The 26078-nt window shown below is 67.5% G+C and carries 25 protein-coding genes and 1 riboswitch; of the genes, 17 read left to right on the top strand and 8 right to left on the bottom strand.

Annotation, left to right across the window (positions count from 1 at the left end; translation table 11 throughout):
* The first annotated feature begins 22 nt into the window (after window positions 1–22).
* Window positions 23–2077, top strand: a complete 2055-nt coding sequence (locus A9973_RS28595) for a hydantoinase/oxoprolinase family protein (RefSeq protein ID WP_183016985.1) — start codon at window positions 23–25, stop codon at window positions 2075–2077.
* Window positions 2074–3801: a hydantoinase B/oxoprolinase family protein gene (locus tag A9973_RS28590; RefSeq protein WP_183016984.1), complete on the top strand. Its 1728-nt coding sequence runs from the start codon at window positions 2074–2076 to the stop codon at window positions 3799–3801. The genes A9973_RS28595 and A9973_RS28590 overlap by 4 nt, the downstream gene beginning before the upstream one ends.
* Here the strand turns inward: A9973_RS28590 and A9973_RS28585 are convergent.
* Entirely contained in the window at window positions 3788–4591 is an 804-nt protein-coding gene (locus A9973_RS28585) for a GntR family transcriptional regulator (RefSeq protein WP_183016983.1), read from the bottom strand. The two genes, A9973_RS28590 and A9973_RS28585, sit on opposite strands and share 14 nt — an antisense overlap.
* A gap of 132 nt (window positions 4592–4723) precedes the next feature.
* Here A9973_RS28585 and A9973_RS28580 point away from each other — a divergent pair, with 132 nt between their 5' ends.
* From A9973_RS28580 to A9973_RS28540, 9 genes are read left to right on the top strand one after another with little or no spacing between them, the layout of a single operon-like run.
* Entirely contained in the window at window positions 4724–5755 is a 1032-nt protein-coding gene (locus A9973_RS28580; RefSeq protein ID WP_183016982.1) for an ABC transporter substrate-binding protein, read from the top strand.
* Window positions 5756–5810: 55 nt separating this feature from the next.
* Window positions 5811–6872 (top strand): ABC transporter ATP-binding protein, encoded by a 1062-nt coding sequence (locus tag A9973_RS28575; RefSeq protein ID WP_183016981.1) that lies wholly within the window; start codon window positions 5811–5813, stop codon window positions 6870–6872.
* Window positions 6869–7735: an ABC transporter permease gene (locus A9973_RS28570; RefSeq protein ID WP_183016980.1), complete on the top strand. Its 867-nt coding sequence runs from the start codon at window positions 6869–6871 to the stop codon at window positions 7733–7735. The genes A9973_RS28575 and A9973_RS28570 overlap by 4 nt, the downstream gene beginning before the upstream one ends.
* 1 nt (window position 7736) lies before the next feature.
* Entirely contained in the window at window positions 7737–8537 is an 801-nt protein-coding gene (locus A9973_RS28565; protein WP_183016979.1) for an ABC transporter permease, read from the top strand.
* The gene (locus A9973_RS28560; protein WP_183016978.1) at window positions 8537–9694 is read left to right on the top strand and encodes an FAD-binding oxidoreductase; all 1158 of its coding nucleotides are present in this window, start codon (window positions 8537–8539) and stop codon (window positions 9692–9694) included. Before A9973_RS28565 ends, A9973_RS28560 begins: the two co-directional genes overlap by 1 nt.
* A complete protein-coding gene (locus A9973_RS28555) occupies window positions 9678–9986 on the top strand; it encodes a (2Fe-2S)-binding protein (protein ID WP_006227750.1) in 309 nt (102 codons plus the stop codon). Before A9973_RS28560 ends, A9973_RS28555 begins: the two co-directional genes overlap by 17 nt.
* Window positions 9983–11425 (top strand): NAD(P)/FAD-dependent oxidoreductase, encoded by a 1443-nt coding sequence (locus A9973_RS28550; protein WP_183016977.1) that lies wholly within the window; start codon window positions 9983–9985, stop codon window positions 11423–11425. The genes A9973_RS28555 and A9973_RS28550 overlap by 4 nt, the downstream gene beginning before the upstream one ends.
* Before the next feature lie 4 nt (window positions 11426–11429).
* Complete coding sequence (locus A9973_RS28545; protein WP_183016976.1) at window positions 11430–12593, top strand: FAD-binding oxidoreductase; 1164 nt, start codon at window positions 11430–11432, stop codon at window positions 12591–12593.
* On the top strand, window positions 12590–12979 hold the full coding sequence (locus tag A9973_RS28540) for a RidA family protein (RefSeq protein WP_183016975.1): 390 nt from the start codon (window positions 12590–12592) through the stop codon (window positions 12977–12979). Before A9973_RS28545 ends, A9973_RS28540 begins: the two co-directional genes overlap by 4 nt.
* Here A9973_RS28540 and A9973_RS28535 read toward each other — a convergent pair.
* The 5 genes from A9973_RS28535 to A9973_RS28515 form a co-directional block, all read right to left on the bottom strand.
* A complete protein-coding gene (locus A9973_RS28535) occupies window positions 12954–14234 on the bottom strand; it encodes an amidohydrolase family protein (RefSeq protein WP_183016974.1) in 1281 nt (426 codons plus the stop codon). The genes A9973_RS28540 and A9973_RS28535 overlap by 26 nt on opposite strands.
* 206 nt (window positions 14235–14440) lie before the next feature.
* Window positions 14441–15391, bottom strand: coding sequence for an ABC transporter permease (locus A9973_RS28530; RefSeq protein ID WP_183016973.1), 951 nt, complete (start codon window positions 15389–15391; stop codon window positions 14441–14443).
* Between the two features lie 10 nt (window positions 15392–15401).
* Entirely contained in the window at window positions 15402–16475 is a 1074-nt protein-coding gene (locus A9973_RS28525) for an ABC transporter permease (protein WP_046804006.1), read from the bottom strand.
* A 49-nt stretch (window positions 16476–16524) separates the two neighbouring features.
* Window positions 16525–18054 carry an ABC transporter ATP-binding protein gene (locus A9973_RS28520; protein WP_183016972.1) on the bottom strand — a complete coding sequence of 510 codons (1530 nt, stop codon included), beginning with the start codon at window positions 18052–18054 and terminating at the stop codon, window positions 16525–16527.
* Complete coding sequence (locus tag A9973_RS28515) at window positions 18051–19088, bottom strand: BMP family protein (RefSeq protein WP_183016971.1); 1038 nt, start codon at window positions 19086–19088, stop codon at window positions 18051–18053. Before A9973_RS28515 ends, A9973_RS28520 begins: the two co-directional genes overlap by 4 nt.
* A 428-nt stretch (window positions 19089–19516) precedes the next feature.
* Between A9973_RS28515 and A9973_RS28510 the strand changes: the two genes are divergently transcribed.
* The 6 genes from A9973_RS28510 to A9973_RS28485 all read left to right on the top strand — a co-directional run bounded on the left by A9973_RS28510 (window position 19517) and on the right by A9973_RS28485 (window position 23954).
* Complete coding sequence (locus A9973_RS28510; protein WP_183016970.1) at window positions 19517–20431, top strand: DedA family protein/thiosulfate sulfurtransferase GlpE; 915 nt, start codon at window positions 19517–19519, stop codon at window positions 20429–20431.
* 134 nt (window positions 20432–20565) lie between these two features.
* Complete coding sequence (panE, locus tag A9973_RS28505; RefSeq protein ID WP_183016969.1) at window positions 20566–21492, top strand: 2-dehydropantoate 2-reductase; 927 nt, start codon at window positions 20566–20568, stop codon at window positions 21490–21492.
* Between the two features lie 157 nt (window positions 21493–21649).
* The gene (locus tag A9973_RS28500) at window positions 21650–22261 is read left to right on the top strand and encodes an NAD(P)-dependent oxidoreductase (protein WP_183016968.1); all 612 of its coding nucleotides are present in this window, start codon (window positions 21650–21652) and stop codon (window positions 22259–22261) included.
* A gap of 137 nt (window positions 22262–22398) precedes the next feature.
* A complete protein-coding gene (locus tag A9973_RS28495) occupies window positions 22399–22857 on the top strand; it encodes a nuclear transport factor 2 family protein (RefSeq protein WP_183016967.1) in 459 nt (152 codons plus the stop codon).
* A gap of 12 nt (window positions 22858–22869) precedes the next feature.
* Window positions 22870–23439 (top strand): flavin reductase family protein, encoded by a 570-nt coding sequence (locus tag A9973_RS28490; protein ID WP_183016966.1) that lies wholly within the window; start codon window positions 22870–22872, stop codon window positions 23437–23439.
* A gap of 5 nt (window positions 23440–23444) precedes the next feature.
* Window positions 23445–23954, top strand: a complete 510-nt coding sequence (locus A9973_RS28485) for a nucleoside 2-deoxyribosyltransferase (protein WP_183016965.1) — start codon at window positions 23445–23447, stop codon at window positions 23952–23954.
* Between the two features lie 18 nt (window positions 23955–23972).
* On the opposite strand, the gene A9973_RS28480 is transcribed toward A9973_RS28485, so the two are convergent.
* Together A9973_RS28480 and ribB are read right to left on the bottom strand one after the other, a co-directional pair.
* A complete protein-coding gene (locus tag A9973_RS28480) occupies window positions 23973–24662 on the bottom strand; it encodes a TetR/AcrR family transcriptional regulator (protein WP_183016964.1) in 690 nt (229 codons plus the stop codon).
* Between the two features lie 339 nt (window positions 24663–25001).
* Window positions 25002–25715 (bottom strand): 3,4-dihydroxy-2-butanone-4-phosphate synthase, encoded by a 714-nt coding sequence (ribB, locus tag A9973_RS28475; RefSeq protein WP_183016963.1) that lies wholly within the window; start codon window positions 25713–25715, stop codon window positions 25002–25004.
* 111 nt (window positions 25716–25826) lie between these two features.
* Window positions 25827–25981, bottom strand: a riboswitch (FMN riboswitch).
* Between the last annotated feature and the right edge of the window lie 97 nt (window positions 25982–26078).

The following is a 26078-nucleotide window of genomic DNA, read 5'->3' as shown; positions in this document are numbered from 1 at the left end:
GACTCTTTTTGGAAAGAACGATATGTATCGCATAGGGATAGACGTCGGAGGCACGTTTACCGATTTCACGATGATCGACGAGGACGCCGGCGTGGTGCACTTTCATAAAGTGCCTTCCACGCCGCACGACCCCTCCGAAGCCATCGCGACCGGCATCGGCCAGATGCTGGCGGACCACGGCGTGTCGCCTTCGCAGGTGTCGCACGTGGGGCACGGCACGACGGTCGCCACCAACCTCATCATCGAACGCAAGGGCGCGCGCGTCGGCTTGATCACGACACGCGGGTTCCGCGACGTGCTGGAGATCGGCCGCCAGACACGGCCGCACCTGTACGACTACAGCGTGGGCAAGCCCCCCGTGGCCGTGCCGCGCGAGTTCCGCATCGAAGTCGACGAGCGCGTCAACGCGGCGGGCGAGGTGCTGACGACGCTGGACGAGGCGCAGGTACTGGCCGCCGCGCGCCAGTTCGCCGCCGCCGGCATCGAGGCCGTGACGATCTGCTTCCTGCACGCCTACCGCAATCCGGCGCACGAACGCCGCGCGGCGGCGATCGTGGCGGACGCCATGCCGGGCGCCTACATCAGCCAGTCATCGGACGTGCTGCCGGAATTCCGCGAATACGAGCGCCTGTCCACCACGGTGCTGAACGCCGCGGTGGGCCCGAAGATGGCGCGCTATCTGGAACGCTTCCTGCAGCGGGTGCGCGAACTGGACATCGGCCACGAACCGCACACCATTCACTCCAACGGCGGGCTGATGTCGATCGCCACGGTGCGCCAGTATCCGGTGCGGACCTGCCTGTCGGGGCCTGCGGCGGGCGTGGTGGGCGCGGCGGCCGTGGGCCGCGCCATCGGCAGCCTGAACCTGGTCACGTTCGACGTGGGCGGCACCAGCACCGACGTGTCGCTGGTGTGCGACGGCCGTCCGCTGTTCACGTCGCATCGCCATGTGGCGGGCTACCCCGTCAAGACGCCAATGGTGGACATCCACGTGATCGGCGCGGGCGGCGGCAGCATCGCGTGGCTGGACGACGCGGGCGCGCTGAAAGTGGGCCCGCACAGCGCCGGCGCGGTGCCGGGGCCGGTGGGCTATGGCCGCGGCGGCCAGGAGCCGACGATCACCGACGCCGAGATCGTCTTGCAGCGGCTGAATCCCGTGTCTTTGCTGAACGGTCGCATGCCGGTGCACGCGGATGCGGCGCGGCAGGTGATCGAGGATCGCGTGGCCACGCCGCTGGGCCTGGACCGGGACGCCGCCGCCGAAGGCATCCTGCGCATCGCGGCGGCGAACATGAGCCGCGCCATCCGTGCGGTGTCCACCGAGCGCGGCTACGACCTGTCGGATTTCGCGCTGTATGCCTATGGCGGCGCGGGGCCCTTGCACGCGGTGGAAGTGGCCGAGGAATGCGGCATCCCAGTCGTCATCGTGCCGCAGGAGCCGGGCACGATGTGCGCGCGGGGCATCCTGCTCAGCGACATCTCGTTCGACTTCGTGCAAAGCGAGATCTCGCTGGCCGGCGACGACACGTGGCCCGCCATCTCGGCCCTCTTCGAGGGCCTGCGCGAGCAGGCTGAAAACTGGCTGGCCGAGGAACGCGTGGATCCCGCGCTGCGCGTCTGCCACAGCGCCATCGACGCGCGCTACGAGGGCCAGAATTTCGAAGTGCAGGTCAGCCTGGACGACACCGGCGCTGGCGGCCACGCGGAATTCGCGCGCCGCTTCGCGGAGGCGCACGAACGCGAATACGGCTACACGGTGGACGACCGCAAAGTCCAGATCATCAACTGCCGTATGCAGGCCGTGGGCCAGGTGGTGAAGGCGCCGCTTGCGCCGCGCCGGATCGGCGGGGTGCTGGAGGACGCGAGGATCGGGCAGCGCAAGGCCTATTTCGGCGCCGTGCACGGCTGGCAGGAGACGCCGGTGTACGACCGCGACCGCGTGCCTACCGGCGCGCGCTTCACCGGCCCCGCGCTGCTGGAGGAAATGAGCTCCACCACCGTCGTCGGCGTTGGCCAGCACGCCAGCGTGGACGAATACGGCAACCTGATCATCCGTTTGCAAGGAGGCTTCGCATGACCAAGCCCGACCAATCCGGCTCCAGCGTGGCGCTGGCCGATCCCATCGGCATGGAGGTGTTCTGCAACCGCCTGCTGTCCATCACCGAGGACATGAACAACACGCTGGTGCGCGCCTCGTTCTCGACCAACATCAAGGAACGCAAGGACTGCTCCGTGGCCTTGTTCGACGCGGCCGGCCGGCTGGTGGCGCAAGGCACGCAGATCCCGCTGCACTTGGGTTCGCTGGACGGCGCGATGGGCGCGATCTTGCGCACTTTCAAGGCCGCAGACATCCGCGACGGCGACGTCTTCATCTGCAATGACCCCTACCTGGCGGACGGCAGCCATCTGCCCGACATCAACATCGTGACCCCGGTGTTCTGGGAAGGCGAGCTGCGCTTCTTCGCGGCCAATATCGCGCACCATTCGGACGTGGGCGGAGCGGTGCCGGGATCGATCGCGGGCGGCTTGAAATCCATTTTCGAAGAAGGCATCCGCATCCCCGCCTGCCGCATCGCCAGGCATGGCGAAACGGACGAGGACATGCTGCGCCTGATCTGCGCCAACACCCGCGACCCCGAAGAGCGCGTGCTGGACCTGCGCGTGCAGATGGCCACCAACCGCCGGGGCGCGGCCGCCGTGCAAGGCCTGATCCGGCAGATGGGGCTGGACGCCGTGCTGCGTTCGGTGGACGACGTGATCGCGTACACGCGCCGCCGGCTGCTGAACCGCATCGCCGAGTTGCAGCAAGGCAGCTACACGTTCCGCAGCGATCTGGACGACGACGGCATGGGCGGCGATCCGGTGCCGATCCAGGTGACGCTGACTGTGCGCCCCGGCAACCTGCACTTCGATTTCGACGGTTCCGGTAAACAGGCGCGCGGCGCGATGAACTTGCCGTTCAACGCGCTGCGCGCTTGCGTGTACTACGCCGTCAAGGCGCTGCTGGATCCGGACCTGGCGCCCAACGCCGGGCTGTTCGACCCCATCAGCGTATCGGCCCCGGTGGGCACGATCACCAACCCGGAGCATCCGGCGGCGGTGGGCGCGCGGTCGATCACGGCGCAGAAGGTGGCGGGTGCGATCTTCGGCGCATTCCGGGGTTTGCTGCCGCCGGAAAAGACCATGGCGTCCAGCAACGACTGCTGCCCGGCCATCGTTTTCTCGGGCCGCTGGCGCGAACGCGCGGGGCACTTCGTGTATCTGGAAACGCTGGGCGGCGGCGCGGGTGCGCGCTTCGACGCGGACGGCATGGACGCGGTGCACGTGCACATGACCAACACCTCCAACCTGCCTGTCGAAGCGCTGGAGAACGAGTACCCGTTGATGATGGACGAGTACGCCATGATCCCCGATTCGGGCGGTGTGGGGCGTACGCGCGGCGGCCTGGCGATCGCCAAGCAGATCCGCGCGGTGGGGCCGGGCATTGTGTTCTCGGCGCGTTCGGACAGCCATACGGTGGGCGTGGCGGCCGGGGTGGACGGCGGCGGCGACGGACGCCGCGCGCGGCTGATCCGCAACTTCGGCACGCCGCAAGCGGAAGAACTGTTTTCCAAGACGGCCAACATCGCGCTGGCGCCGGGTGACAGCGTGCGCATCGAGACGCCGGGCGGCGGCGGCTATGGCGCGCCGGCCGGGCGGTCGCGCGCGCGCATCGAGCGGGACCTGGCGGACGGCAAGATCAGCGCCGAGGCGGCGCAGGCCGCCTATGGCACCGGCGCCGCGCCGGTCACCCCACGTTGAGCGTCATCGAATACTTCATCTTGTCGTGCGGGAAGGTGGTGATGGTGGCCAGCAGCAGCAGGCCGCCATCCCCGTAATAGCGGCGGGTGATGACGAAGCCTGCCGTCTTGGGCTCGACCTTCAACTGCTTGGCGATCGTGGCGTTGATCGGCGTGGCCGAGAACTCCTGGTTGACTTCGGTGATGCGGTCGCCGAAGTGGTCTTCGATCAGGCGCAGCAGCGAAATGCGCGACTTGACCTCGACGCGCACGTCGGAGTGTTCGGGGTCGGCGTAGATGAGCGTGCTGGCCGCGGCGGTGTCCTGATCGTCCAGCGTCTTGATGGAGTTGATGTGCAGCCAGGACTTGTCGGCGGCGCAACCCAGCGCTTCCGCCAGCCGCTTGGGCAGCTTGATGGTGCGCACGTCCTGCACCAGCAGGGCCGCATTGCGCGCGTACTGCAGCAGGTCGGGGAATTGCGAGATGCGCTGCGTGAACCGGGTGCTGGCGCGGGCGGTTTCGACGCGGGTGCCCACGCCGGGACGGCGCGACACCATGCCGGCTACCGTCAGCATGCGGATGGCTTCGCGGATGGTGTGGCGGCTGGCGTTGAACTGGTCGCAGAGCTCGTGCTCGGTCGGCAGCAGCGTCATGACGGGGTAGCGGCCCGTGCTGATGCCCTGCGACAGCGTCTGGAAAATGCTCTTGTAACGGGGGCCGCCGCCATCGCCCTCAGGCGCCTGCGATTCGGGTTTCCCCCGCGCCTGCCGCGCTCCGCCGGGGCCGGCCGCGCGCTCGGAGGATCGGGTCATGGGGAGGGCTCCTTGCATTGTTATATGGGGTTTGTACGGACAATAACCGATTGACAACGGAGTCTCGCTGGATCCATTATTTGTCCGGACATTCATGTACGGACAAAGTGTACCAACAATCGGGGGGTTCCCATGGGCAAGGTACTTGCAGTGATCGCGGCGGCGACGGTGGCCGCCGGGCTCAGCGCCAATGCGGCAGCGCAGCAGAAACTGGTGGTGGCCGGATACGGCGGCTCGTTCGAAGACATCATGCGCAAGGACATCTTCCCGCCCTTCGCCAAGCAGCACGGCGTCGAGCTTGATTATGTGGCGGGCAATTCCACCAACACGGTGGCGCGGCTGCAGGCGCAGAAAAGCAACCAGCAGATCGACGTGGCCATCATCGACGACGGCCCCATGTACCAGGCCATCGCGCTGGGATTCTGCGAACCGATCAAGGGCCTGCCCGCCGACGACATCTACGGCACCGCCCGGTACAAGGACGACAGGGCGGTCGCCATCGGCATCGTGGCTACCGGCATCATGTACAACAAGAAGATCTTCGACGAGAAGAAGTGGGCGCCGCCCACGTCGTGGAAGGACCTGAAGGACCCCAAGTACAAGAAGCAGCTGGTGGTGCCGCCGCTGAACAACACCTACGGCCTGCACGCGCTGGTGGAATACGCCCGCGAAGGCGGCGGCAGCGAGAAGAAGATCGATGCCGGCTTCACCACCTTCAAGAACGAGGTCGGCCCCAACGTGCTGGTGTACGAGCCGTCTCCGGGCAAGATGACCGAACTGTTCTCCAGCGGCCAGGCGTTGATCTCGGTCTGGGGCAGCGGCCGCGCCAAGGCGTTTGCCGACACCGGGTTCCCGGTGGGTTTCGTGTATCCGCAGGAAGGCGCGTACGCCTTGCTGTCGTCCGTCTGCCCGGTCGCCAAGTCGGCCACCAACCCGATGGCGCAGGCCTTCGTGCAGTACCTGGTCACGCCTGAGGTGCAGGAGAAGCTGGCGTCGGCCTACGGCTACGGCCCGGTCAACAAGAAGGCCAAGGTGCAGGACGATCCCCGCGTGCCGCTGCCGATCGGCAAGCGCGCCGCCGACCTGATCGTGATCGACTGGGACACGGTGAACCAGAACCGGGACGACTGGAACAAGCGCTGGACCCGGGAAATCGAGCGCTGACGCGCAACCGGCATTGAAAACGGGGCGGCGCCCGGCGCCGCCCGCGGGAGCTTTCATGACCTATCTAGTGTTGGATCGCCTTTGCAAACGCTATGGCGACACGACGGCCGTCGAAGCGTTGAGCCTGTCCGTGAACCGGGGCGAATTCATCTCGCTGCTGGGACCGTCCGGCTGCGGCAAGACGACGACCTTGCAGATGATCGCGGGCTTTGTGGAACCCACCGGCGGCAGCATCGTGCTGGATGGCCGCGACGTCAGCCGCGTGCCCGCCAACAAGCGCGGCCTGGGGCTGGTGTTCCAGAACTATGCGCTGTTTCCGCACATGACCGCCGCCGAGAACGTGTCATTCGGCCTGGAAATGCAACGGGTCGGAAAAGACGAGCGCGAGTCGCGGGTGGCCGACGCGCTGAAACTGGTGGGCCTGGCGCATCTTGCCGACCGCCATCCGGCGCGGATGTCCGGCGGCCAGCAGCAGCGCGTGGCGCTGGCGCGCGCGCTCGTCATCCGGCCCAGCGTGCTGCTGCTGGACGAACCGCTTTCCAACCTGGACGCCAAGCTGCGCGAGGAAATGCAGCTGGAACTGCGCAGCATCCAGCGCACCATCGGCACCACCACCATCCTGGTGACGCACGACCAGTCCGAAGCGCTGGCGCTGTCGGACCGCATCGTGGTGATGAATCAGGGCCGCGTGGAACAGGTGGCGGACCCGTTCCAGGCCTATGAAGGCCCCGCCAGCCATTTCGTGGGCGGCTTCCTGGGCAAGGCCAACGTGTTCACGCCGCAGGCCGAACAGTACGACGGCGAAACGCGTGCCCGGGTGGGCGACGCGCATATCCCGATGCATGGCGCGCCGGTGCCGCAAAGCGCGGTGATCGTGCGCCCCGAGAAGATCCTGTTTTCCGAGCCTGCTGCCTGTGCCCTGCCCGGCCGCATGAAGACGCGCGTGTTCCAGGGCAACCACTGGCTGTGCCAGGTGGAGACGTCGGTGGGCGAAGTGATGGTGATCCGCCAGAACGACGGCGTGCCGGTGCCCGCCGAGGGCGAGACCGTGCATCTGCGCTGGCGCGCGCAGGACATGTGCACGGTGGCGCCCGCGCCGCAAGGCCGCCCGTCATGAGCACGCGCGCCAACCCCTGGGTGCTGAGCGCGCCGGCGCTGGTGGTGTACGCCACCTTCCTGGTGGTGCCGATGGCGCTGGTGTTCCTGATCAGCTTCTTCGATTTCCAGTTCTACGGCGGCATGCAGGCCACGTTCACGTGGAAGAACTACATCGAGATCCTGACAGACGGCTACTACTACGAGATCTACGCGCGCACCTTCGGCGTCGCGGCCGCCGTCACGCTGGCCTGCCTGGTGCTGGGCACGGCCGAGGCCTACGTGCTGTCGCGCATGGCCAACCCGTGGAAGGGCCTGTTCCTGATGGTGGTGCTGGGGCCGCTGCTGATTTCGGTGGTGGTGCGCACGCTGGGATGGGCATTGCTGTTCGGCTCCACCGGATTGATCAACAAGGCGCTGATGGGCATCGGGCTGATCGCCACGCCGGTGGACCTGATGTACAGCAACCTGGGGGTCGCGATCGCGTTGACGCACGTGCTGGTGCCGTTCATGGTGATTTCGGTGTGGGCGTCGCTGCAACGGATCAACCCGGCGACGGAGGCCGCCGCGCTGTCGCTGGGCGCATCCCAATTCACCGTGATCCGCCGCGTCATCGTGCCGCAGGTCATGCCGGGCATCCTGTCGGGCGCGATCATGGTGTTCGCGATGGCGGCCAGCTCGTTCGCCACGCCGGCCATCATCGGCGGGCGCCGCCTGAAGAACGTGGCCACCGCGGCCTACGACGAATTCCTGAACACGCTGAACTGGCCGCTGGGCGCGGCGCTGGCCGTGGTGCTGCTGTTGGCGACGGTGGTCGTGCTGCTGTCGGCCAACCGGATCATCGAGCGCAAGTACGGCGCCGTCTTCAACCAGTCGGGAGCCTGACATGCCATTCCGAAACGGTCCCATCGGCCTGCTGTTCCACAGCGTGTTCATCCTTTTCATCCTGGCGCCCATCGTCATGGTGTGCGCGGTGGCGTTCACGTCCGAAGGCTTCATTTCTTTGCCTACGGGCGGGCTGTCGCTGCGCTGGTTCCGCGCCATCCTGGACAACCCCAGATTTATCGAAGCGTTCTGGTTCAGCTTGGGGCTGGGCACCCTGTCGGCCACGCTGGCGATCGCGCTGGCGGTGCCCAGCGCGCTGGCCCTGGCGCGCAACCGCTTCCGTGGCCGCGAGGCGCTGGTGGCGTTCTTCCTGTCGCCGCTGATGATTCCGCATGTGGTGCTGGGCCTGGCGTTCCTGAAGTTCTTCACCACGGTGGATCTGGCCGGCACCTACGTGGGCCTGGTGGTGGCGCACGTGATCCTGGTCATGCCGTACGCGCTGCGTCTGGTGCTGGCGTCGGCCACCGGCATCGACCCGGCGCTGGAGCGCGCCGCGCAATCGCTAGGGGCCTCCAACTGGACGGCGTTTCGCCGCGTGGTGCTGCCGCTGCTGCTGCCCGGGGTCGTGAGCGGCTGGGTCATCGCCTTCATCACCAGTTTCGACGAGCTGACGATGTCCATCTTCATCGCGTCGCCGTCCACGACGACCCTGCCGGTGCGCATCTTCCTGCATATCGAAGACACCATCGACCCGCTGGTCACCGCCGTGTCGGCCGTGCTGATTTATGTGACGATCATCGCCATCTTTATCCTGGACCGCGTGGTCGGTCTGGAAAAGCTGTTTGTCGGAAAGGGACGCTAATGACGGACGAGAAAGAACTGGCGCCGCGCGCGCCCGCGCATCGTGGCATCTACGACGCCGTGGTGATCGGCGGCGGGCTGGTGGGCGCCGCGATCGCCTACGGCTTGCGGCGCGAGCTGGACCATGTGGCGGTGCTGGACGAAGGCGACGTGGCGTATCGCGCATCGCGCGGCAACTTCGGGCTGGTGTGGGTGCAGAGCAAGGGCATGGGGCTGCCGCGCTACGGCGTGTGGACGATGACCTCGGCCTCGGGTTGGCCGGTGCTTGCCGCGCAGTTGCTGGAAGACACGGGCGTGGACGTGCACCTGGAGCAGCGCGGCGGCCTGCATGTGCTCTTGAGCGACGAAGAGATGGACGCGCGCGCCACCTTCATGCGGACGCTGCTGGCGCAGCCCGGCATGGCCCAATACGACTGGAAGATGCTGGACCGCGCGGAAGTCGCCGACCTGGTGCCGGGCATCGGCCCCGAGGTGCGCGGCGCGACGTGGACGCCGGTGGACGGCATCGCCAATCCGCTGAAACTGCTGCGCGCGCTGCACATGAGTTTCGCGCGGCGCACGGTGGATTACCTGCCGCGCCGGCCCGCGCAGCGCATCACGCAGCGCGACGGGGTGTTCGATATCGCGACGCCTGCCGGCACCGTGCGCGCGCATAAAGTGGTGCTGGCTTCCGGCCTGTCGAACAAGGACCTGGGCACGCAGGTCGGCCTGGACGTTCCGGTGCGCCCGCAGCGCGGCCAGATCGTGGTGCTGGAGCGCACGCGGCGCATGCTGGAGACGCCGCTGTCGACCTTGCGCCAGACCGACGAAGGCACCTGGCTGATCGGCGACTCCCAGGAAGAGGCGGGCTATGTGGACAACGTGGTGGGCCTGCCTGTCCTGGGTACGCTGGCCGACCGCGCCGTGCGCACCCTCCCCGCCTTGCGCGACGTCCGCGTGGTGCGCAGCTGGGCGGCGCTGCGCGTGATGTCCAAGGACGGCTTCCCGATCTATCAGCAATCCGAAACGTGCCCGGGCGCCTTCGTCGCCACCTGTCACAGCGGCGTGACGCTGGCCGCCGCGCACGCCCTCAATCTGGCGCCCATGGTCGTGGCCGGCAAGCTTGCCGACGACATGGCGCCCTTCTCGACCCGGAGGTTCCATGTTCAAGAGGCTTGACGAGGCGCAGCGCCAGACGCAAGGCGCGCCGGTGCGAGTGACGGTCAACGGGGCCGAGCTGCAATGCCGGCAGGGCGACAGCGTGGCGGCGGCGCTGTTCGCCGGCGGCGTGTCGGCCTGTCGCGATACGGCGGTCAACGAGGTGCCGCGCGGGCCGTATTGCATGATGGGCGTGTGCTACGACTGCCTGGTCACTATCGACGGGCAGGCGAACCAGCAGGGCTGCATGACGGCCGTGCGCGAAGGCATGAAGATCGAGCGCCAGCTGGGCGCACGCAAGGTGCAGGCATGATCGATACGACGCAATGCGATTTGCTGGTGGTGGGCGCGGGTCCAGCCGGGCTGGCGGCGGCGACGCTGGCTGCGGGGTTGGGCGTGGACACGGTGCTGCTGGATGAGCAGCCGGCGCCGGGCGGGCAGATCTACCGCGCCATCACCACGACGCCGGTTACCGACCGCGGCATCCTGGGCGAAGACTATTGGCATGGCGCGTCGCTGATCGCGCCGTTCCGGCAGTCCGGCGCGCGCTATGTGCCGGGCGCCACCGTCTGGGCCGTGGCGGAACATACTGCGCCGCATCCTGAAAAGGGTTTCGAGGTGGCGTATTCGGTGGCGGGCGAGGCGCGCATCGTGCACGCGCGCCGGCTGCTGCTGGCCACTGGCGCGCAGGAACGCCCCTTCCCCATCCCGGGCTGGACGCTGCCCGGCGTCATCACGGCAGGCGCGGCGCAGATCCTGCTGAAGTCCGCAGGCGTGGTGCCGGCCGACCGGACGGTGCTGGCGGGCAGCGGCCCGCTGCTGTATCTGGTGGCCTGGCAGTACTTGAACGCAGGCGTCAAGATCGACGCCTTGCTGGAGACCACGCCGCCCGGACGCATGGGCCAGGCGCTGTCCAAGGTCTGGGGTTTCCTGCGGTCGCCCTATCTGGGCAAGGGCTTGAAGTTGCTGCGCGCGGTGAAGGCCGCCGTGCCCATCGTCAAAGGCGTCACGTCGCTGGAAGCGCTGGGCGACGACACCCTGCAAAGCGTGCGCTACACCGCGGGCGGCGTCACCAAGACGTTGCCCGCCGATCAACTGATGCTGCATCAGGGCGTGGTGCCCAACGTGAACCTGTCGCGAGCGGTCGGTGTCGAGCACCGTTGGAACGAGGCGCTGGACTGTTGGGAGCCCCAGGTCGATGAATGGGGCCTGACGTCCGTCGACGGTATCGGCATGGCGGGCGACGGCGCCGGCATCGCGGGCGCGCTGGCGGCGGAACACCGCGGCCGGCTGGCGGCCCTGCAGGCGGCGCATCTGCTGGGCCGCATCGACGCCCGCAGACGCGACAGCGAGGCCGTGGCGCCGCGCGACGCGCTGGCCCGTGCCGTGAGGGGCCGCGAGTTCTTCGACGCGCTCTACAGGGCGCCTGACGCCTTCCGGCGGCCTACCGGAGACACCATCGTCTGCCGTTGCGAGGAAGTCACGGCGGCGCAAGTGCGCGACACGGTCAAGCTGGGCTGCACGGGTCCGAACCAGATGAAGGCGTTCCTGCGTTGCGGCATGGGGCCGTGCCAGGGCCGCTTCTGCGGCCTGACCGTGGCCGAGATCATCGCCGAAGAGCGCGGCGTGCCGACGCAGGAAGTGGGCTATTACCGGCTGCGCTTTCCGACCAAGCCGCTGACTTTGGGAGAACTCGCGTCGCTGCCGCAAACCGACGATTCGCGCCAAGCCGTCGTCCGACTCAAAAAGTGACGACATGACCGGAGCGACGCGGTCGGCGGAAGTCATCATCATCGGGGGCGGCCTGCACGGCAGCTCGGCGGCGCTGCATCTGGCGCGCGCCGGGGTCCACGCCCTGGTGATCGAGAAAAACTACGTGGGGCGGCACGCCTCCGGCGTGAACGCGGGCGGCGTGCGCACGTTGGCCCGGCATCTGGCCGAAGTGCCGCTGGCCCTGGCCTCGCGCGAGCTCTGGTACCGCATCGGCGAGTTGGTGGACGACGACTGCGGCTTCGAGCAGCACGGCCAGGTGCGCGTGGCGGAAAACGCCGCCGACGCCGACGCCCTGCGGACCCGCCTGCAGACCATGACGGACCATGGCTATACGCACGAACAATGGATCAGCGCTGAAGACCTGCTGGACATGATTCCGCGAATGGCGCCCTCCATCCAGGGCGGCTTGATCGCGCGCGAAGACGGGGCGGCCGATCCCTATCGCACGACGCTGGCATTCCGCACGAAGGCGGCAAGCCTGGGCGCGCGCTTCATGGAAGGCGTCCGGGTGGACGGCGTTGCGCGCGCAGACGGCCAATGGCGCGTGGACACCGACGCCGGCACGTACACCGCGCCGCAGGTGCTGAACTGCGCGGGCGCGTGGGCCGACCGCATCGCCGCGCAATGGGGCGAACCGGTGCCGCTTGCCGCCATCAGCCCCATGATGCTGGTGACGCTGCGCATGGACCATTTCCTGGATCCGGTGGTGCTGGGCACCGGGCGCGCGCTATCGTTCAAGCAACGCACGAACGGCACCGTGCTGATCGGCGGCGGCAGGCGGGCCTGGGTGGACCGTGACGCGGAATGGACTGAACTGGATTTCCGGTCCTTGGCCGAAGGGGCTCGCACGGTTTGCGACCTGTTCCCGCACATGCGGGACGCGGTGGTGAACCGGGGCTGGGCGGGCATCGAGGCGGCCATGCCGGACGAGATCCCCGTGATCGGGCGCAGCAGCCGGCACGAGACCGCCTTCCACGCATTCGGCTTTTCGGCGCATGGCTTCGAGCTGGGGCCAATCGTCGGCCGCATCATGGCCGACCTGATCACCACCGGCACGACGGACATGCCGATCGCGCCATTCCGGATTGACCGTTTTTCGGACGCCGCGCTGGCGTCCAGCCCATCGCAAAAGGAGCAAGACGAATGAACGACGATATTGTGCGCAAGGAAACCAACCAGCGCTTAAGCCGCATCGTGATCCATGGCGATACGGTGTACGTGGCGGGTGTGACGTCGGCAGCCGATGGCGGCATCGCGGCGCAAACGCGCGACGCGTTGGCGAAGATCGACGGCTATCTGGCGCAGGCCGGCACCGATAAGTCGCGGCTGTTGTCGGTGCAGATCTGGCTGAAGGACATCGACCGCGACTTCGCCGGCATGAACGGCGTGTGGGCCGAATGGGCGCTGCCCGATGCGATGCCCACCCGCGCCACCTGCGAGGCCAAGCTGGCCGCGCCGGAGCTGCTGGTGGAGATCATCGTGACGGCCGCCAAGCGGCCGCCGTATGTCAGCGGGCCGGTGTCTGAAAGCTGACCTGGCCCGGGCGGCCCGTCAGGTTCAAGGTGGCGGTGGCGGGCGGCGTGGTCGCGATCACCTGCCCCGCGCGCAGCACCATCAGGCGGGTGGCGCGCAGGCGTAGCGCTTCGACCGGGTCGCGCGCTTGCAGCAGGACCAGGTCGGCGCGCTTGCCGACCGCGATGCCCGTATCGTCCAGCCCCAGGATTTTCGCGGGCGTGGTCGTCACGGCTTCGAAACAGGCACGCATGGCGTCCTGCCCCGTCATCTGGGCCACGTGCAGGCCCATGTGCGCCACTTCCAGCATGTCGCCCGAGCCCAGGCTGTACCAGGGGTCCATCACGCAGTCATGGCCGAAAGCCACCGGCACGCCGGCCGCCAGCAGTTCCGGCACGCGCGTCATGCCGCGGCGCTTCGGATAGGTGTCGTGGCGGCCTTGCAGCGTGATGTTGATCAGCGGATTGGCGATGGCGGAAACGCCGGCTTCGCGCATCAGCGGAATCAGCTTGGACACGTAGTAGTTGTCCATCGAATGCATGGACGTCAGGTGCGAACCCGTGACGCGGCCTTGCAGGCCCAGGCGTTGCGTGTGGTAGGCCAGCGTTTCGATGTGGCGCGACAACGGGTCGTCGCTTTCGTCGCAGTGCATGTCCACGCGCAGGCCACGCTCCGCGGCCAGTTCGCACAGGATGCGCACGGATTCCGCGCCGTCCTGCATGGTGCGTTCAAAGTGCGGAATGCCGCCCACGACGTCCACGCCCATGTCGAGCGCGCGCTTCAGGTTGTCCAGCGCGCCGGGCGCGCGCAGCACGCCGTCCTGCGGGAAGGCCACCAGCTGCAGGTCCAGATAGGGTTTGACCTTCTCGCGCACGTGCAGCAGCGCTTCGGTCGCCAGCAGGCGCGGGTCGCAGACGTCCACATGCGAGCGAATGGCCAGCAGGCCGCGCGCCACCGCCCAGTCGCAATAGGCCAGCGCGCGCTCCACCAGCGCTTCCTGCGTCAACAGCGGCTTGAGTTCGCCCCACAGCGCGATGCCTTCCAGCAATGTGCCCGACTGGTTCACGCGCGGCAGGCCGAACGACAGCGTGGAGTCCATGTGGAAGTGGGCATCCACAAAGGGCGAGCTCACCAACTGCCCCGCCGCATCCACGGTCTGACCCGCCTCAGCCTTCAACGCAGGCTCCACCGCGGTAATGCGGCCCTGCGCCACACCGATGTCGATGTTGGTGCGGCCATCAGCCAGAGTGCAGTTCTTGATAATCAGATCGAGCATGGATGCATCCTAAAAAATCCAGCAATTCACGGTGCACCAAAAGTACACCACCATCGGGGTCGCACGGATCCGGCTTTGCCGGTCCGTAGCGACGCCCCCTGGAGGGGGGGCGCGTAGCGCTCGGGGGGGGGCCTCCCCTTCGGATCCGGCTTTGCCGGTCCGTAGCGACGCCTCTGGGGGAAAGCGCGCAGCGCTTCGGGGGGCCTTTACCTCTCGCCTTTGCGGTAGGGCTTCATCAGGGCTTGCGGGTAGGCGGCGCGGCGCGCCATCACCACCAGGGCCAGGATGGACAGGATGTAGGGCAGCATCAGGTAGACCTGATACGGCAGCTCAGGCAGGCCGGGCAAGGCGGCCCCGCCCTGTTGCAAGCGCAGTTGCAGCGCATCGAAGAAGGCGAAGATCAGCGCGCCCAGCAGCGCCTTGCCGGGGCGCCACGACGCGAACACCACCAGCGCCACGCAGACCCAGCCGCGGCCGTTGACCATGTTGAAGAAGAACGCGTTGAACGCGGCCAGCGTCAGGAAGCTGCCGGCCACGCCCATCAGCGCGGAGCCGGCCACGATGGCGCCGATGCGCAGCCGCGTGACCGACAGGCCCTGGCCTTCTGCAGCAGCCGGGTTTTCGCCCACCATGCGGATCGCCAGGCCGACCGGCGTGCGGTTCAGCACCCAGGCCAGGATCGGCACCGCGGCCAGCGCGATCAGTGTCATGGGCGTCTGGCCGGCCAGCACCGGGCCGATCAGCGGTATGCCGTCCAGGAACTTCATCTCGGCGAACGGGGTGATGGTGGGCGGCGTGTTCACGCTGGGGAACGTCACGCGGTAGGCGAAGTAGCTGAGGCTGGTGGCCAGCAAGGTCACCCCCAGGCCCGATACGTGTTGCGACAGCCCCAGCGGCACCGTCAGCACCGCATGCAGCAGGCCGAACAACGCGCCGGCCAACGCCGCCGCCAGCACGCCCACATACAGCGGCGCGCCCAGGTACACGACCAGCCAGCCGGTGAAGGCGCCGGCGGCCATGATGCCTTCGATGCCCAGGTTCAGGACGCCCGCGCGTTCGCACAGCAGTACGCCCAGGGTGCCCAGGATCAACGGCGTCGCCAGGCGCAGCACGGCAACCCAGAAGGCCGAGGAACTGATCAGATCCATCCATTCCATGTCGTGCTCCTCAAGCCCGGTTGCGGCGCAGGCGGTACTGCGCGAATAGCGTCGCGACCAGCATGGCGAGCAACGAGGTGGCGACAATGACGTCGGCGATGTAGTTGGGGACGGCGATGGCGCGGCTCATGCTGTCCGCGCCGACCAGCATGCCGGCCACGAAGATGCTGGCCAGGATCACGCCCAGCGGATGCAGGCCGGCCAGCATGGCGACGACGACGCCCGTGTAGCCGTAGCCCGGCGACATGTCCAGCGTGACGTAGCCGGTGCGGCCAGCCACTTCGATGGCGCCGGCAAGCCCTGCCAGCGCGCCCGACAGCATGGCAGTGCCCAGCATCACGCGGTTCACCGGCAGTCCCAGGAAGCGCGAAGCGTGGGCATTGGCGCCCACGGCGCGCATCTGGAAGCCGAAGACGGTGTAGCGGTTCAAGAGCCACAGGCCCAGCGCCAGGCCGGCGGCCCACAAGAGGCCGGTATGGGCCCGCGTGCGTTCGATCAGCTTGCCCAGTTCCAGGTCGCCGTTGAGCGCCACGGATTGGGGCCAGCCCATCGCCATCGGATCCTTCATCGGGCCGTCCAGCATCATGGACACGAACAGCAGCACGATGAAGTTGCCCAGCAGCGTGGTGACGACTTCGTCCACGCCCAGGCGCGTCTTCAGCAAGGCCGGGATCAGCAGCAGCAAGGCGCCCGCCAGGGCGGCCGCCAGCATCATGCCGCCGAACAGCACGGGCACCGGCAGGTCGAAGCCGGTGCCGTCATGCAGGCCGCCGATGGCGACAGCCGCCAGCGCGCCCAGGTACAGCTGGCCTTCGGCGCCGATGTTGTAGAAGCGGGCGCGGAACGCCACGGCACAGGCCAGGCCGGTCAGCATCAGCGGGGTGGCGCGGGTCAGTGTTTCGGACAGCGCGAAGCGCGAGCCGAACGCGCCTTCGAACAGCAGCGCGTAGGTGCGGCCCACGGGGGCGCCGGCCCAGGCCACCAGCAAGGTGCAGACCGCCAGCGTAAAGAGGATGGCCGCGATGGGGGCCAAGGCCAGCGCCAGGCGGCTGGGCTCGGGGCGGCGTTCCAGGATCAGTTTCATGCGAGTGTTGCTCAATAGAGGGGGCGTCGGCGTGTAATGGAGCGGTCCGTCACGCGCGGGTTCCCGTCATGGCCAGGCCGACGGTCGCGGGCGTCCAGTCGGCCACCGGCTTGACGGCGACCAGCTTGCCGCCGCACAGCACGGCGATGCGGTCGGCCAGGGCGAAGATTTCTTCCAGGTCTTCGGATACCAGCAGCACGCCGGCGCCGCGTGCGCGGGCCGCCAGCAGCTGCTCGCGCACATAGGCGACGGCGCCGATGTCCAGGCCCCAGGTGGGCTGGTCGGCGACGATGAAGCGCGGTTCGCGCGCCAAGGTGCGGCCCAGGATCAGTTTCTGCATATTGCCGCCGGACAGGCTGCGCGTGCGCACGTCCAGCGACGCCGCGCGCACGTCGAACTGCTTGGCCAGCGATGCCGCATACGCCTTGCCCGCGCGGGCGCGGATCAGGCCGTAGCGTGCGAAGCGCTTGTCCTTCAGGTCTTCGACGATGGCGTTTTCCCAGAGCGGGCTGTCGCCGATCATGCCTTCGCCGTGACGGTCTTCCGGAATGCGGCCGACGCGGGCGGCGGTCCAGCCGGCCGGCGTGGTGGGCGCGGCGGCGTGTTCGGCGCCCAGCCGGATCGTGCCGTCGGAGGGCTGGCGCAGGCCGGTCAAGACCGACACCAGCGCCTGCTGGCCGTTGCCGGCCACGCCGGCCACCGCCACGATCTCGTGCTTGTGGACGACCAGGTCCAGGCTGTCCAGGCGCGGCGCGCCGCCGCGGCCGTCGCGTACGGTGACCTGCGACAGGGTCACGACGGGCGCAGCCTGTTCGGCGGCGGCCACCGCCTCGGCGCGCGGCATGACGACCTTGCGGCCGACCATCAATTCAGCCAGTTCGGCGGGGCTGGTGCCGGCGGTGTCGCGTTCGGCCACCAGCTTGCCCTGGCGCAGCACCGCTACGCGGCGGGACACGGCCATCACTTCGTCCAGCTTGTGCGAAATGAAGATCACGGCCAGGCCCTCGTCCACAAAGCCGCGCAGGGTCGCGAACAGGTCCTGCACTTCCTGCGGCGTGAGCACCGCGGTGGGCTCGTCCAGGATCAGCACGCGCGCGCCGCGGTACAGCGCCTTCAGGATTTCGACGCGCTGCTTCTCGCCGACCGACAGCGCGCCCACGCGCGCATCCGGGTCCACGGCCAGGCCGAAGCGCTGGCCAAGCTCCACCAGACGGCGGCGGGCCTTGCCGCGGCCGGACGCCAGCTTCCATAGCGGCTCGGTGCCGACCATGATGTTGTCCAGCACGGTCAGGTTGTCGGCCAGCGTGAAATGCTGGTGCACCATGCCGATGCCGGCCGCCAGCGCGGCGTCGGGCCGGCCGGCGGGCAAGGGCTTGCCGAAAACTTCGATACTGCCGGCGTCGGCCACATAGTGGCCGAACAGGATCGACACCAGGGTCGACTTGCCGGCGCCGTTCTCGCCCAGCAGGGCCAGGACTTCGCCTTGTGCGAGCGTCAGCGAGACATCGTCATTGGCCGTCAGGCTGCCGAAGCGTTTGGTGATCCCCGTCAGTTGCAGGGCGAGAGGCGCTTGGTTCATCGTGCCGAGGACTTGGGTTCTTTATCAACGACCTTCACTGCGAAGCTGCCGTCCAGGATGGCTTTCTGCTTGGCCTGCACGCGGGCGACGAGTTCGGCCGGGATCTTCGATTCAAAGGTGCCCAGCGGCGCCAGCGACGACCCCTTGAACTTCATCAGCGAGTACTGGCCGTAGTCGTCGGCTTTGAACGTGCCGGCCTTCACTTGCTTGAGCGCTTCGTCGATCGTGGGTTCCATGCTCCACAGGGCCGAGGCCACCACGGTTTCCGGGTATTGCGGCTGCGTGTCGATCACGTTGCCGATGGCCAGCTTGCCGCGTTCCTTGGCCGCGTCCGACACGCCGAAGCGTTCGGCGTACAGCACGTCCGCGCCCTTGTCGATCATCGCGAAGGCGGCTTCCTTGGCCTTCGGGGGATCGAACCACGAACCGATGAAGGTCACGGTGAATTCGGCCTTCGGGTTCACTTCCTTGGCGCCTTCGATGAAGGCCTGCATCAGGCGGTTCACTTCGGGGATGGGGTAGCCGCCGACCAGGCCGATCTTGCCGGTCTTGCTCATGCCGCCGGCGATCATGCCGGTCAGGTAGGCGGGTTCCTGGATGTAGTTGTCGAACACCGAGAAGTTGGGTTGCTGCGGCTTGCCCGAAGACCCCATCAGGAAGGCGGTCTGCGGATAGTCCTTGGCCACCTTGCGGGCCGCGGCCTCCACGGCGAAGGCCTCGCCCACCACCAGCTTGTTGCCCTGCTCGGCGTACTGGCGCATGACGCGTTCGTAGTCGGCGTTGGTGACGTTTTCCGAGAAGGTGTATTCGATCTCGCCGCGGTCGCGGGCGGCGGTCAGCGCCTTGTGGATGCGCGACACCCATTGCTGTTCGACCGGCACCGTGTAGATGGCGGCGACCTTCGTTTTGGCCGGTGCCGCGGTCTGGGCTTGCACCCCGCCCGAGAACAGCAGCACGCCAGCGGCGGCGGCCGCCAGCTTGAGCAGGCCGCGGCGGGCGATGGCGCCGGCGGACGAGGGGGACAGGGATTTCATGCGGATGACTCCTTCGCGGGGATGGAAAGGGAACCGTGGGGCGACGATGCGGATGCCTGGCTGCGGCCGCCGGGGGGCGTGTTCGGCGCGAGCGGTCGGGAACGTAGGCGTGGGATCGGTCATGGGATGGGGGCGCCGGGGGCGCGTCCCATCCGAATGGTCGGTGCGCAGCCAGTCCAGGCGAAGCAAGTTGTATGCCATGAGGCATTCCTGCGACAAGTCGGGGAAACCTGATGGACGGGCAGGATTATAGGCACCCCGGCGGGGAAACGTGGCACCAAGGTGGTGCGCCTTGTCCCAAGGGATGGACATTGCGCGCGTGAAACGGCGTGTTGCGGTGCAAGACGCGCTTGCGGACCGCCGGACGGGCCGCGGCAAGCCTAAAATCCATCAATAAGCCGCGCAGGGCGCGGCAAGCTGGAAGGTCCATGCAAGACATTCAATTGCTGCTCGAACAGTACGGCGGGTGGCTGGTGTTCGCGAACGTCCTGGTCGAACAGGCGGGCCTGCCCGTGCCCGCGTATCCCATGCTGATCGCGGCGGGCGCCTTGGGCGGCGCGGCCGGATGGCTGACGCCCTGGCTGGCTGCCACCGTGGCCTGCCTGCTGGCTGACACTCTCTGGTACGCCGCCGGCCGGCGCTACGGCTCCCGGCTGCTGGGCGTGATCTGCAAGATGTCCCTGTCGCAGGATTCCTGCATCCGCCAGACGCAGCGCCTGTACCTGCGCATCGGCGTGCGGGCCTTGCTGGTGTGCAAGTTCCTGCCTGGCGCGGGCGCGCTGTCGACGGTCATGGCGGGCCTGACCGGGACCGCCTACCGCCGCTTCCTGCTCTACGACCTGGTGGGCGCCATGATCTGGGCCGGGTCCGCCCTGCTGCTGGGCGGGCTGTTCCATAGCGTGATCAACGACGTGCTGGAAGTGCTGGGCACTTACGGTGCCATGGGCCTGGGCGTGCTGGCGGCGGTGCTGGCGCTGTATATCCTGACGCGCTTCCTGCGCCGCCGGATCCTGCTGCGCAGCCTGCGCGTCATTCCGCGCGTGTCCGTTGACGAGCTGATGCAGTGGCGCCAGGAAGGCCGCAGCACGCTGGTCTTCGACGTGCGCCCTGAAGCGCAGCGCGATGCCGAACGCATCCCCGGCGCCATCGCCGTGGACCTGAAGGCGCCGCTGCCGGTGCTGGACCCGCAAGCGCTGGAGTCCGACATCGTGGTGTATTGCGCCTGCCCCAACGAGGTGTCGGCCGCCATGTTGGCCTCGCGCCTGCGCGCGGCCGGCTATCCCAAGACCTGGGCGCTGCGCGGCGGCTACGAGGCCTGGGCGGAACACAACCACGCGGTCTGAGCGCGTGGCCCGCGCGGGCATGCGGCTGTCCGGCGCGTGGGCGCAGGCGGGCCTGCCCGATGGGCCGCGTGCCGCGCCAAGCGCATAATTCCGTATCAGCCCGCGCCACAGGCGGGCAGCGACAGGAGAGACAAATGCGGTTGTTGTTCTTGGGTGCCGGCGGCACCGGCGGTTATTTCGGCGGACGCGCCGCCCAGGCGGGCGCGGACGTGACCTTCCTGGTGCGCGAGCCGCGCGCGGCGCGGATCCGCGAACAGGGCTTGCGCATCCAGAGCCCGTTCGGCGACGCCACGCTGCACCCGAAGCTGGCCACGCAACAGACCTTGGAAGGCCAGTACGACGTGGTCGTGCTCAGCTGCAAGGCCTATGACCTGGACAGCGCCATCGACGCCATCCGCCCCGCGGTCGGCCCCGATACGGCGGTGCTGCCCATCATGAACGGCGTCCTGCAATACGACGTGCTGGACCGGGAATTCGAGCCCCACCGCGTGCTGGGCGGACTGTGCCAGATCAACGCCACGCTCGGCCCCGAGGGCGAAGTGGTGCATCTGGGCAAGCACGCCAGCATCGTCTTCGGCGAACGCGCCGGCCCGGCCCGCAGCGCGCGCTGCGTGGCGCTGGAGCAGGCGCTGGCCGGCGGCGAATACGTCAGCCGCCTGAGCGAAGACATCTACCAGGACATCTGGGAAAAATACGTCATGTTGACGACGCTGGCCGCCGGCACCTGCCTGATGCGCGGCGCGGTCGGACAGATCGCATCCACCGACGACGGCATCGGCATCCTGATGAGCCTGCTGCAGGAATCGCAAGCGGTCGCGGCCGCGTCCGGCCACGCCGTCCGCCCGGAGGCCGACGCGTTCGCGCAGAAGCTGATGAGCGACCGCACGCAGCCCATGACGGCGTCCATGTTCCGCGACTTGCGCCAGGGCCTGCCGGTCGAAGCCGACCACATCGTGGGCGACATGGTGCATCGCGCCCGGACGCTAGGTGTCGACGCAACCTATCTGCGGGTCGCCTATTCGCACCTGCAGGTCTATCAGGCGCAGCGCAACGCAGGTTGAATCCAGCCTGATTGATGCATGAATTGCAAAAAACTCTTCCGTTTTACTGGGTTTTTTGTTCGGATTCGACCGAATAGTATGGATTTGCCTGAACCGGGGCGTGCCGCGGCGCGTCGTGCGCCGCCCTCCCCGGTTCTTCCTCCCTAGGAGCAAGACCATGAAAATCGCATTGATCGGCATCACCGGCCGCGTGGGTTCACGCGTGGCGGATGAATTGTTGAAGCGCGGCCACCAGGTGACGGGCATCGCCCGCAACCCGGCCGACGTGAACGCGCAGCCCGGCCTGACCATCTTGCAGGGCGACGCCACCGACCCCGAAACCCTGACCCCGCTCTTGACCGGCCATGACGCCGTCATCAGCGCCACGCGTTTCGTGTCGACCGACGCGCGCCCGCTGCTGACCGCGGTGAAGAACGCCGGCGTGCCGCGCCTGCTGGTCGTGGGCGGCGCGGGCAGCCTGCAGGTGGCCCCCGGCGTGCTGCTGATCGACACCCCGGAATTCCCCGACGCCTACAAGCCCGAAGCCCGGGCCGGCGTCGTGTTCCTGGACACGCTGCGCCAGGAAAAGGTGCTGAACTGGACCTTCCTGTCGCCATCCGCGCTGTTCGAGCCGGGCGAACGCACCGGCACGTTCCGCGTGGGCGACGACCACCTGTTGGCCGACGATGAAGGCAAGAGCTGGATTTCGATGGAAGACTACGCCATCGCGCTGGCCGACGAGATCGAGACGCCCAAGCATTCGCGCCGCCGTTTCACGGTCGGATACTGAGCCGCCTGAACCGTCCCGCAGGCAAGGAAAAGGGAGCCCGTCAAGGGCTCCTTTTTTCGCTGTGCGGCAGGGCCGGAAACCGGGGTTTATTTGTAAACTGGCAGACCGCCACCCGGCGCCACCCTGAGTTGTCCTGTATGCGTATGAAGTTGAAATCGTTGGCCGCCTGTGCGCTGGTCGCCTCCCTTGGCCTGGCGTCGGCGCCAGCGCTTGCGGCCGCGTCCCAGTCGAACAAGGACATCGTCACGGCATTCTTCCGGATGATGTTCCAGGACCGCGAGATCGACGAGGCGGTACGCCTGTACGTCAGCCCCGAATACGTGCAGCACAATCCCTACATGCGCGACGGCGTCGGTCCGATGGTGGATTTCTTCCCGCCCTATTTCGATCAGCATCCGCAAGCCATCGTCGAGATCAAGCGCGTGATCGCCGAAGGCGACCTGGTCGTGATCCACAACCAGTGGCGCGATTCTCCGGAAGACCGGGGTCAGGCCATTGTGGACATCTTCCGCGTGGACAAGGGCAAGATCGTCGAGCACTGGGACGTCAGCCAGGAAATCCCCGAAAACCCCGCCAACCAGAACGGCATGTTCTAAGCATCCCTCGCCATGTCCAAGATCGAAGCCGTAGAGCTGCCCCGTTCCTATCTTCTGCTGAACCACGGCCCTACGGTGCTGGTGACCAGCGCCCACGGCGAGGCGCGCAATGTCATGGCGGCCGCCTGGGCGATGCCGCTGGATTTCAACCCGGCCAAGATGCTGGTGGTGGTGGACAAGAACACCTACACGCGCGAGCTCATCGAAGCGTCGGGCGAATTCGCGTTGTGCATTCCGTCGCGCGCGCAAGCGGCCGCCACCTTGAAGGTGGGTTCCGAAACGGGCCGTGGCGAAGACAAGTTCCAGGCCAGCGGCCTGTCGACGTTTCCCGCCAGCAAGATCGGCGCGCCGCTGATTGCCGACTGCCTGGGCTGGCTGGAATGCAAGGTCGTGCCCGAGCCGCACAACCAACAGGCTTATGATCTGTTCATCGGCGAGGTCGTCGCCGCGTGGGCGGCGCCCGACGTGTTTTCGGACAACCGCTGGCACTTCCCGCAAGACGACCGGCGCTCGATCCATTATCTGGCCGGCGGCTCGTTTTTTGCCACGGGCGAGGCTTTCAACGTTTCAGAACCGGAGTAGCCCTTATGCGCAGCGTGTATCTTGCGGGTTTCGACGTATTCCTGCCCGATGCCGTGGCGCATGGACAGCGGCTCAAGGCGTTGTGCGCCACGTATGGTTTCGACGGCCTGTTCCCGTTGGACAACTTGGCCCCCAAGGACTTGTCGGGCCAGGCGCTGGCGCAATGGATCTACCGCGAGAACGTGGCGCTGATCCGCCGCGCCGACATGGTGATGGCCAACCTCAATGCTTTCCGCGGCGCGGAACCCGATTCGGGCACGGCCTTCGAAGTGGGCTACGCCATCGCTTGCGGCAAACCGGTATGGGGCTATACCGGCCAGGCGGGCTCGCTGGTTGATCAGGTGTCGGTGGGCGCGGCGGCGGACGACGGCGTGGCGCGCATGGTGGATGCCGAGGGCTACACGGTGGAAGACTTCGGCCTGAACCTGAACCTGATGCTGGCGTGCAGCGCCCGCATCGTGGTGGGCAAGGCGTCGGATTGCCTGGCCCGCATGGCCGAAGACGCCAGCCGTTAGTTAGCCGTTCTCCAGCCGCTAGCCAGCCGTTTTTCGGCGCGTGGCGGGCTTGCCGGCCTTCGGGGCGCTTGCCCGCTTGCGCGGCACGGCGCCGCCCGGCGTCGCCAGATACCCCATCACCGCATCCACCACGGCCTGTTCAAGCCGTTCGGTGGAAAATCCGGCGGGCGGCTCCAACGCCGCCGCATGCACCAGCGATTCCATGATGCGCAGCACGACATACGTCGCCAGGTCGCGGTCCTGTTGTGCGATTTCGGCGCGGTGCAATTCCAGCAGGTGCCGCATGCGGCGGTGGATGTCCTGATCGGCCAGGCTGTGTTCGCGCGGGGTATCGAACAGCGGGAATTCGCGTTCCAGCACGCGGTGCAGCGCGGGTTCAAGCAGGTGCGCGTGCAGCATCGCCTGGACGATGGCGGCCACGCGCTCAGTCAGCGTGGCGGCGGGGTTGCTGTTCAACACGCCGTCGATGACGTCCAGCATCTGGTTGTCGTGGCGCTGATGCAGCGCGGCGATCAGCGCGTTCTTGTTCGGAAAGTACTGGTACAGCGACCCGACGCTGACGCCGGCGGTCTCGGCGATCAGGTTGGTATTGGTGCCCGCATAGCCGTGCGTGGCCAAAACGCGAGCCGTAGCCTGCAGGATCGTGTCGACGGTGTGCTGCGACCTGAGCTGGCGCGGGGATTTTCGGGGCTGTGGAATGTCGGTCATGGATGCGGCGAAAGGCGAGTATCAAACCCGAGCATCGGCTCATAAAATTTACGGCAGGCAATCCGATTTGGCACCCGCAAGCGCGGATTATGCCATCGGCGATTTCTTCGCGATGGTTTCGGATTGTCATGACCCTTTCAAGGATTTTTCATGGCCGGCCTGCGCATGCCAGCTCTGCCGCTGTCTATGGACGGCATGCTGGCGATGGGGGCGCTGGTGGTGGGCGCAGTGGCGGGCTTGCTCTGTGTGCGTTCCGAGGCCTTGTCGGTACGGCGTGACGCGATGGGGCGGCCGATCGGGGCCGGGCGTCGCCACGGCCCCCGATGGCTTGCGCGGGACTTAGACGGTTGCCGCCATTTCCAGGACTTCGTCGTCCACGGTTTCGGCCTGGCCGTCCTTGAGCTTTTGCAGATGGTCGGCCAGTTCGGCGATGGTCAGCGCCACCAGGCCGTGCTGGGCGGCATAGCGTTCAAGCGACGCGCCGCGCATCATGGTGCCGTCGGCGTTCATCAGTTCGCACAGCACGCCGGCCGGGCGCATGCCAGCCAGCACGGCCAGGTCGACCGAGCCTTCGGTGTGGCCGCGGCGGGTCAGCACGCCGCCGGGTTGGGCGCGCAGCGGGAACACGTGGCCGGGGCTGACGATGTCTTCGCTTTGCGCTGAGGGCGAGATGGCGGCGCGGATGGTGGTGACGCGGTCGACGGCCGACACGCCGGTGCTGACGCCTTCGCGCGCTTCGATGGAGACGGTGAAGGCGGTGGCGAAGCGGCTCTGGTTGCGTTGGACCATGGGGGGGAGTTCCAGGCGGTCGAGCGTTTCGCCGGGCAGGCACAGGCAGACGATGCCGCTGCCGTCGCGGATCAGCTGGGCCATGACGGGCACGGTCAGTTTGTCGGCGGCGACGATCAGGTCGGCCTCGTTTTCGCGGTCGAAGTCGTCCATGAGGATGACGGGGCGGCCCAGGCGCAGATGATGCAGGGCGCGCTGCAGACGGGCGGCGAAGGGTTGTGAAGCCAGGCTGGGAAGGGACTGCTGGGTATTGAGGGTGGACATTGAAACGCTCTCGCAAGTGAAGGGGGCGAAAAACGTTTCAGGGCTAATCGACAGCCGAACGCAATACGGTCGTCCGGGCGCAAGCGCGCCCGGGCAATCGGGAATGTGCCGGCACATCTTCTCTCATCCGGACTATGACCGTCGGCTCTGGCATTTCACCAGATCTGCTGACCCCGATGTCCGTGAAGGACGCCGGGCGCTCGCGGGCTCGCCACATTGCATGGCATACCGCCGGTGGGGAATTGCACCCCGCCCTGAAGACGTACTGCATGTCGTGTTAACGACTTTCAGAATTGTACGCCTGTCTGGTTTTTGCGGAGGAATATGCTTATTGCGGGTGGGGGGATGGGGGTGGTTTTGGGG

The sequence above is a fragment of the Achromobacter sp. UMC46 genome, assembly GCF_014170335.1.
Lineage (GTDB): Bacteria > Pseudomonadota > Gammaproteobacteria > Burkholderiales > Burkholderiaceae_B > Achromobacter.
The sequence above is the reverse complement of the archived record's forward strand: the minus strand, read 5'-3'. Positions and strand labels throughout refer to the sequence as shown.

Bases quoted from the DNA above. Each gene is read 5' to 3' on its own strand.
- A9973_RS28595 (WP_183016985.1), top strand. From the start codon at position 23: ATGTATCGCATAGGGATAGACGTCGGAGGCACGTTTACCGATTTCACG.
- A9973_RS28590 (WP_183016984.1), top strand. From the start codon at position 2,074: ATGACCAAGCCCGACCAATCCGGCTCCAGCGTGGCGCTGGCCGATCCC.
- A9973_RS28585 (WP_183016983.1), bottom strand. From the start codon at position 4,591: ATGACCCGATCCTCCGAGCGCGCGGCCGGCCCCGGCGGAGCGCGGCAG.
- A9973_RS28580 (WP_183016982.1), top strand. From the start codon at position 4,724: ATGGGCAAGGTACTTGCAGTGATCGCGGCGGCGACGGTGGCCGCCGGG.
- A9973_RS28575 (WP_183016981.1), top strand. From the start codon at position 5,811: ATGACCTATCTAGTGTTGGATCGCCTTTGCAAACGCTATGGCGACACG.
- A9973_RS28570 (WP_183016980.1), top strand. From the start codon at position 6,869: ATGAGCACGCGCGCCAACCCCTGGGTGCTGAGCGCGCCGGCGCTGGTG.
- A9973_RS28565 (WP_183016979.1), top strand. From the start codon at position 7,737: ATGCCATTCCGAAACGGTCCCATCGGCCTGCTGTTCCACAGCGTGTTC.
- A9973_RS28560 (WP_183016978.1), top strand. From the start codon at position 8,537: ATGACGGACGAGAAAGAACTGGCGCCGCGCGCGCCCGCGCATCGTGGC.
- A9973_RS28555 (WP_006227750.1), top strand. From the start codon at position 9,678: ATGTTCAAGAGGCTTGACGAGGCGCAGCGCCAGACGCAAGGCGCGCCG.
- A9973_RS28550 (WP_183016977.1), top strand. From the start codon at position 9,983: ATGATCGATACGACGCAATGCGATTTGCTGGTGGTGGGCGCGGGTCCA.
- A9973_RS28545 (WP_183016976.1), top strand. From the start codon at position 11,430: ATGACCGGAGCGACGCGGTCGGCGGAAGTCATCATCATCGGGGGCGGC.
- A9973_RS28540 (WP_183016975.1), top strand. From the start codon at position 12,590: ATGAACGACGATATTGTGCGCAAGGAAACCAACCAGCGCTTAAGCCGC.
- A9973_RS28535 (WP_183016974.1), bottom strand. From the start codon at position 14,234: ATGCTCGATCTGATTATCAAGAACTGCACTCTGGCTGATGGCCGCACC.
- A9973_RS28530 (WP_183016973.1), bottom strand. From the start codon at position 15,391: ATGGAATGGATGGATCTGATCAGTTCCTCGGCCTTCTGGGTTGCCGTG.
- A9973_RS28525 (WP_046804006.1), bottom strand. From the start codon at position 16,475: ATGAAACTGATCCTGGAACGCCGCCCCGAGCCCAGCCGCCTGGCGCTG.
- A9973_RS28520 (WP_183016972.1), bottom strand. From the start codon at position 18,054: ATGAACCAAGCGCCTCTCGCCCTGCAACTGACGGGGATCACCAAACGC.
- A9973_RS28515 (WP_183016971.1), bottom strand. From the start codon at position 19,088: ATGAAATCCCTGTCCCCCTCGTCCGCCGGCGCCATCGCCCGCCGCGGC.
- A9973_RS28510 (WP_183016970.1), top strand. From the start codon at position 19,517: ATGCAAGACATTCAATTGCTGCTCGAACAGTACGGCGGGTGGCTGGTG.
- panE (WP_183016969.1), top strand. From the start codon at position 20,566: ATGCGGTTGTTGTTCTTGGGTGCCGGCGGCACCGGCGGTTATTTCGGC.
- A9973_RS28500 (WP_183016968.1), top strand. From the start codon at position 21,650: ATGAAAATCGCATTGATCGGCATCACCGGCCGCGTGGGTTCACGCGTG.
- A9973_RS28495 (WP_183016967.1), top strand. From the start codon at position 22,399: ATGCGTATGAAGTTGAAATCGTTGGCCGCCTGTGCGCTGGTCGCCTCC.
- A9973_RS28490 (WP_183016966.1), top strand. From the start codon at position 22,870: ATGTCCAAGATCGAAGCCGTAGAGCTGCCCCGTTCCTATCTTCTGCTG.
- A9973_RS28485 (WP_183016965.1), top strand. From the start codon at position 23,445: ATGCGCAGCGTGTATCTTGCGGGTTTCGACGTATTCCTGCCCGATGCC.
- A9973_RS28480 (WP_183016964.1), bottom strand. From the start codon at position 24,662: ATGACCGACATTCCACAGCCCCGAAAATCCCCGCGCCAGCTCAGGTCG.
- ribB (WP_183016963.1), bottom strand. From the start codon at position 25,715: ATGTCCACCCTCAATACCCAGCAGTCCCTTCCCAGCCTGGCTTCACAA.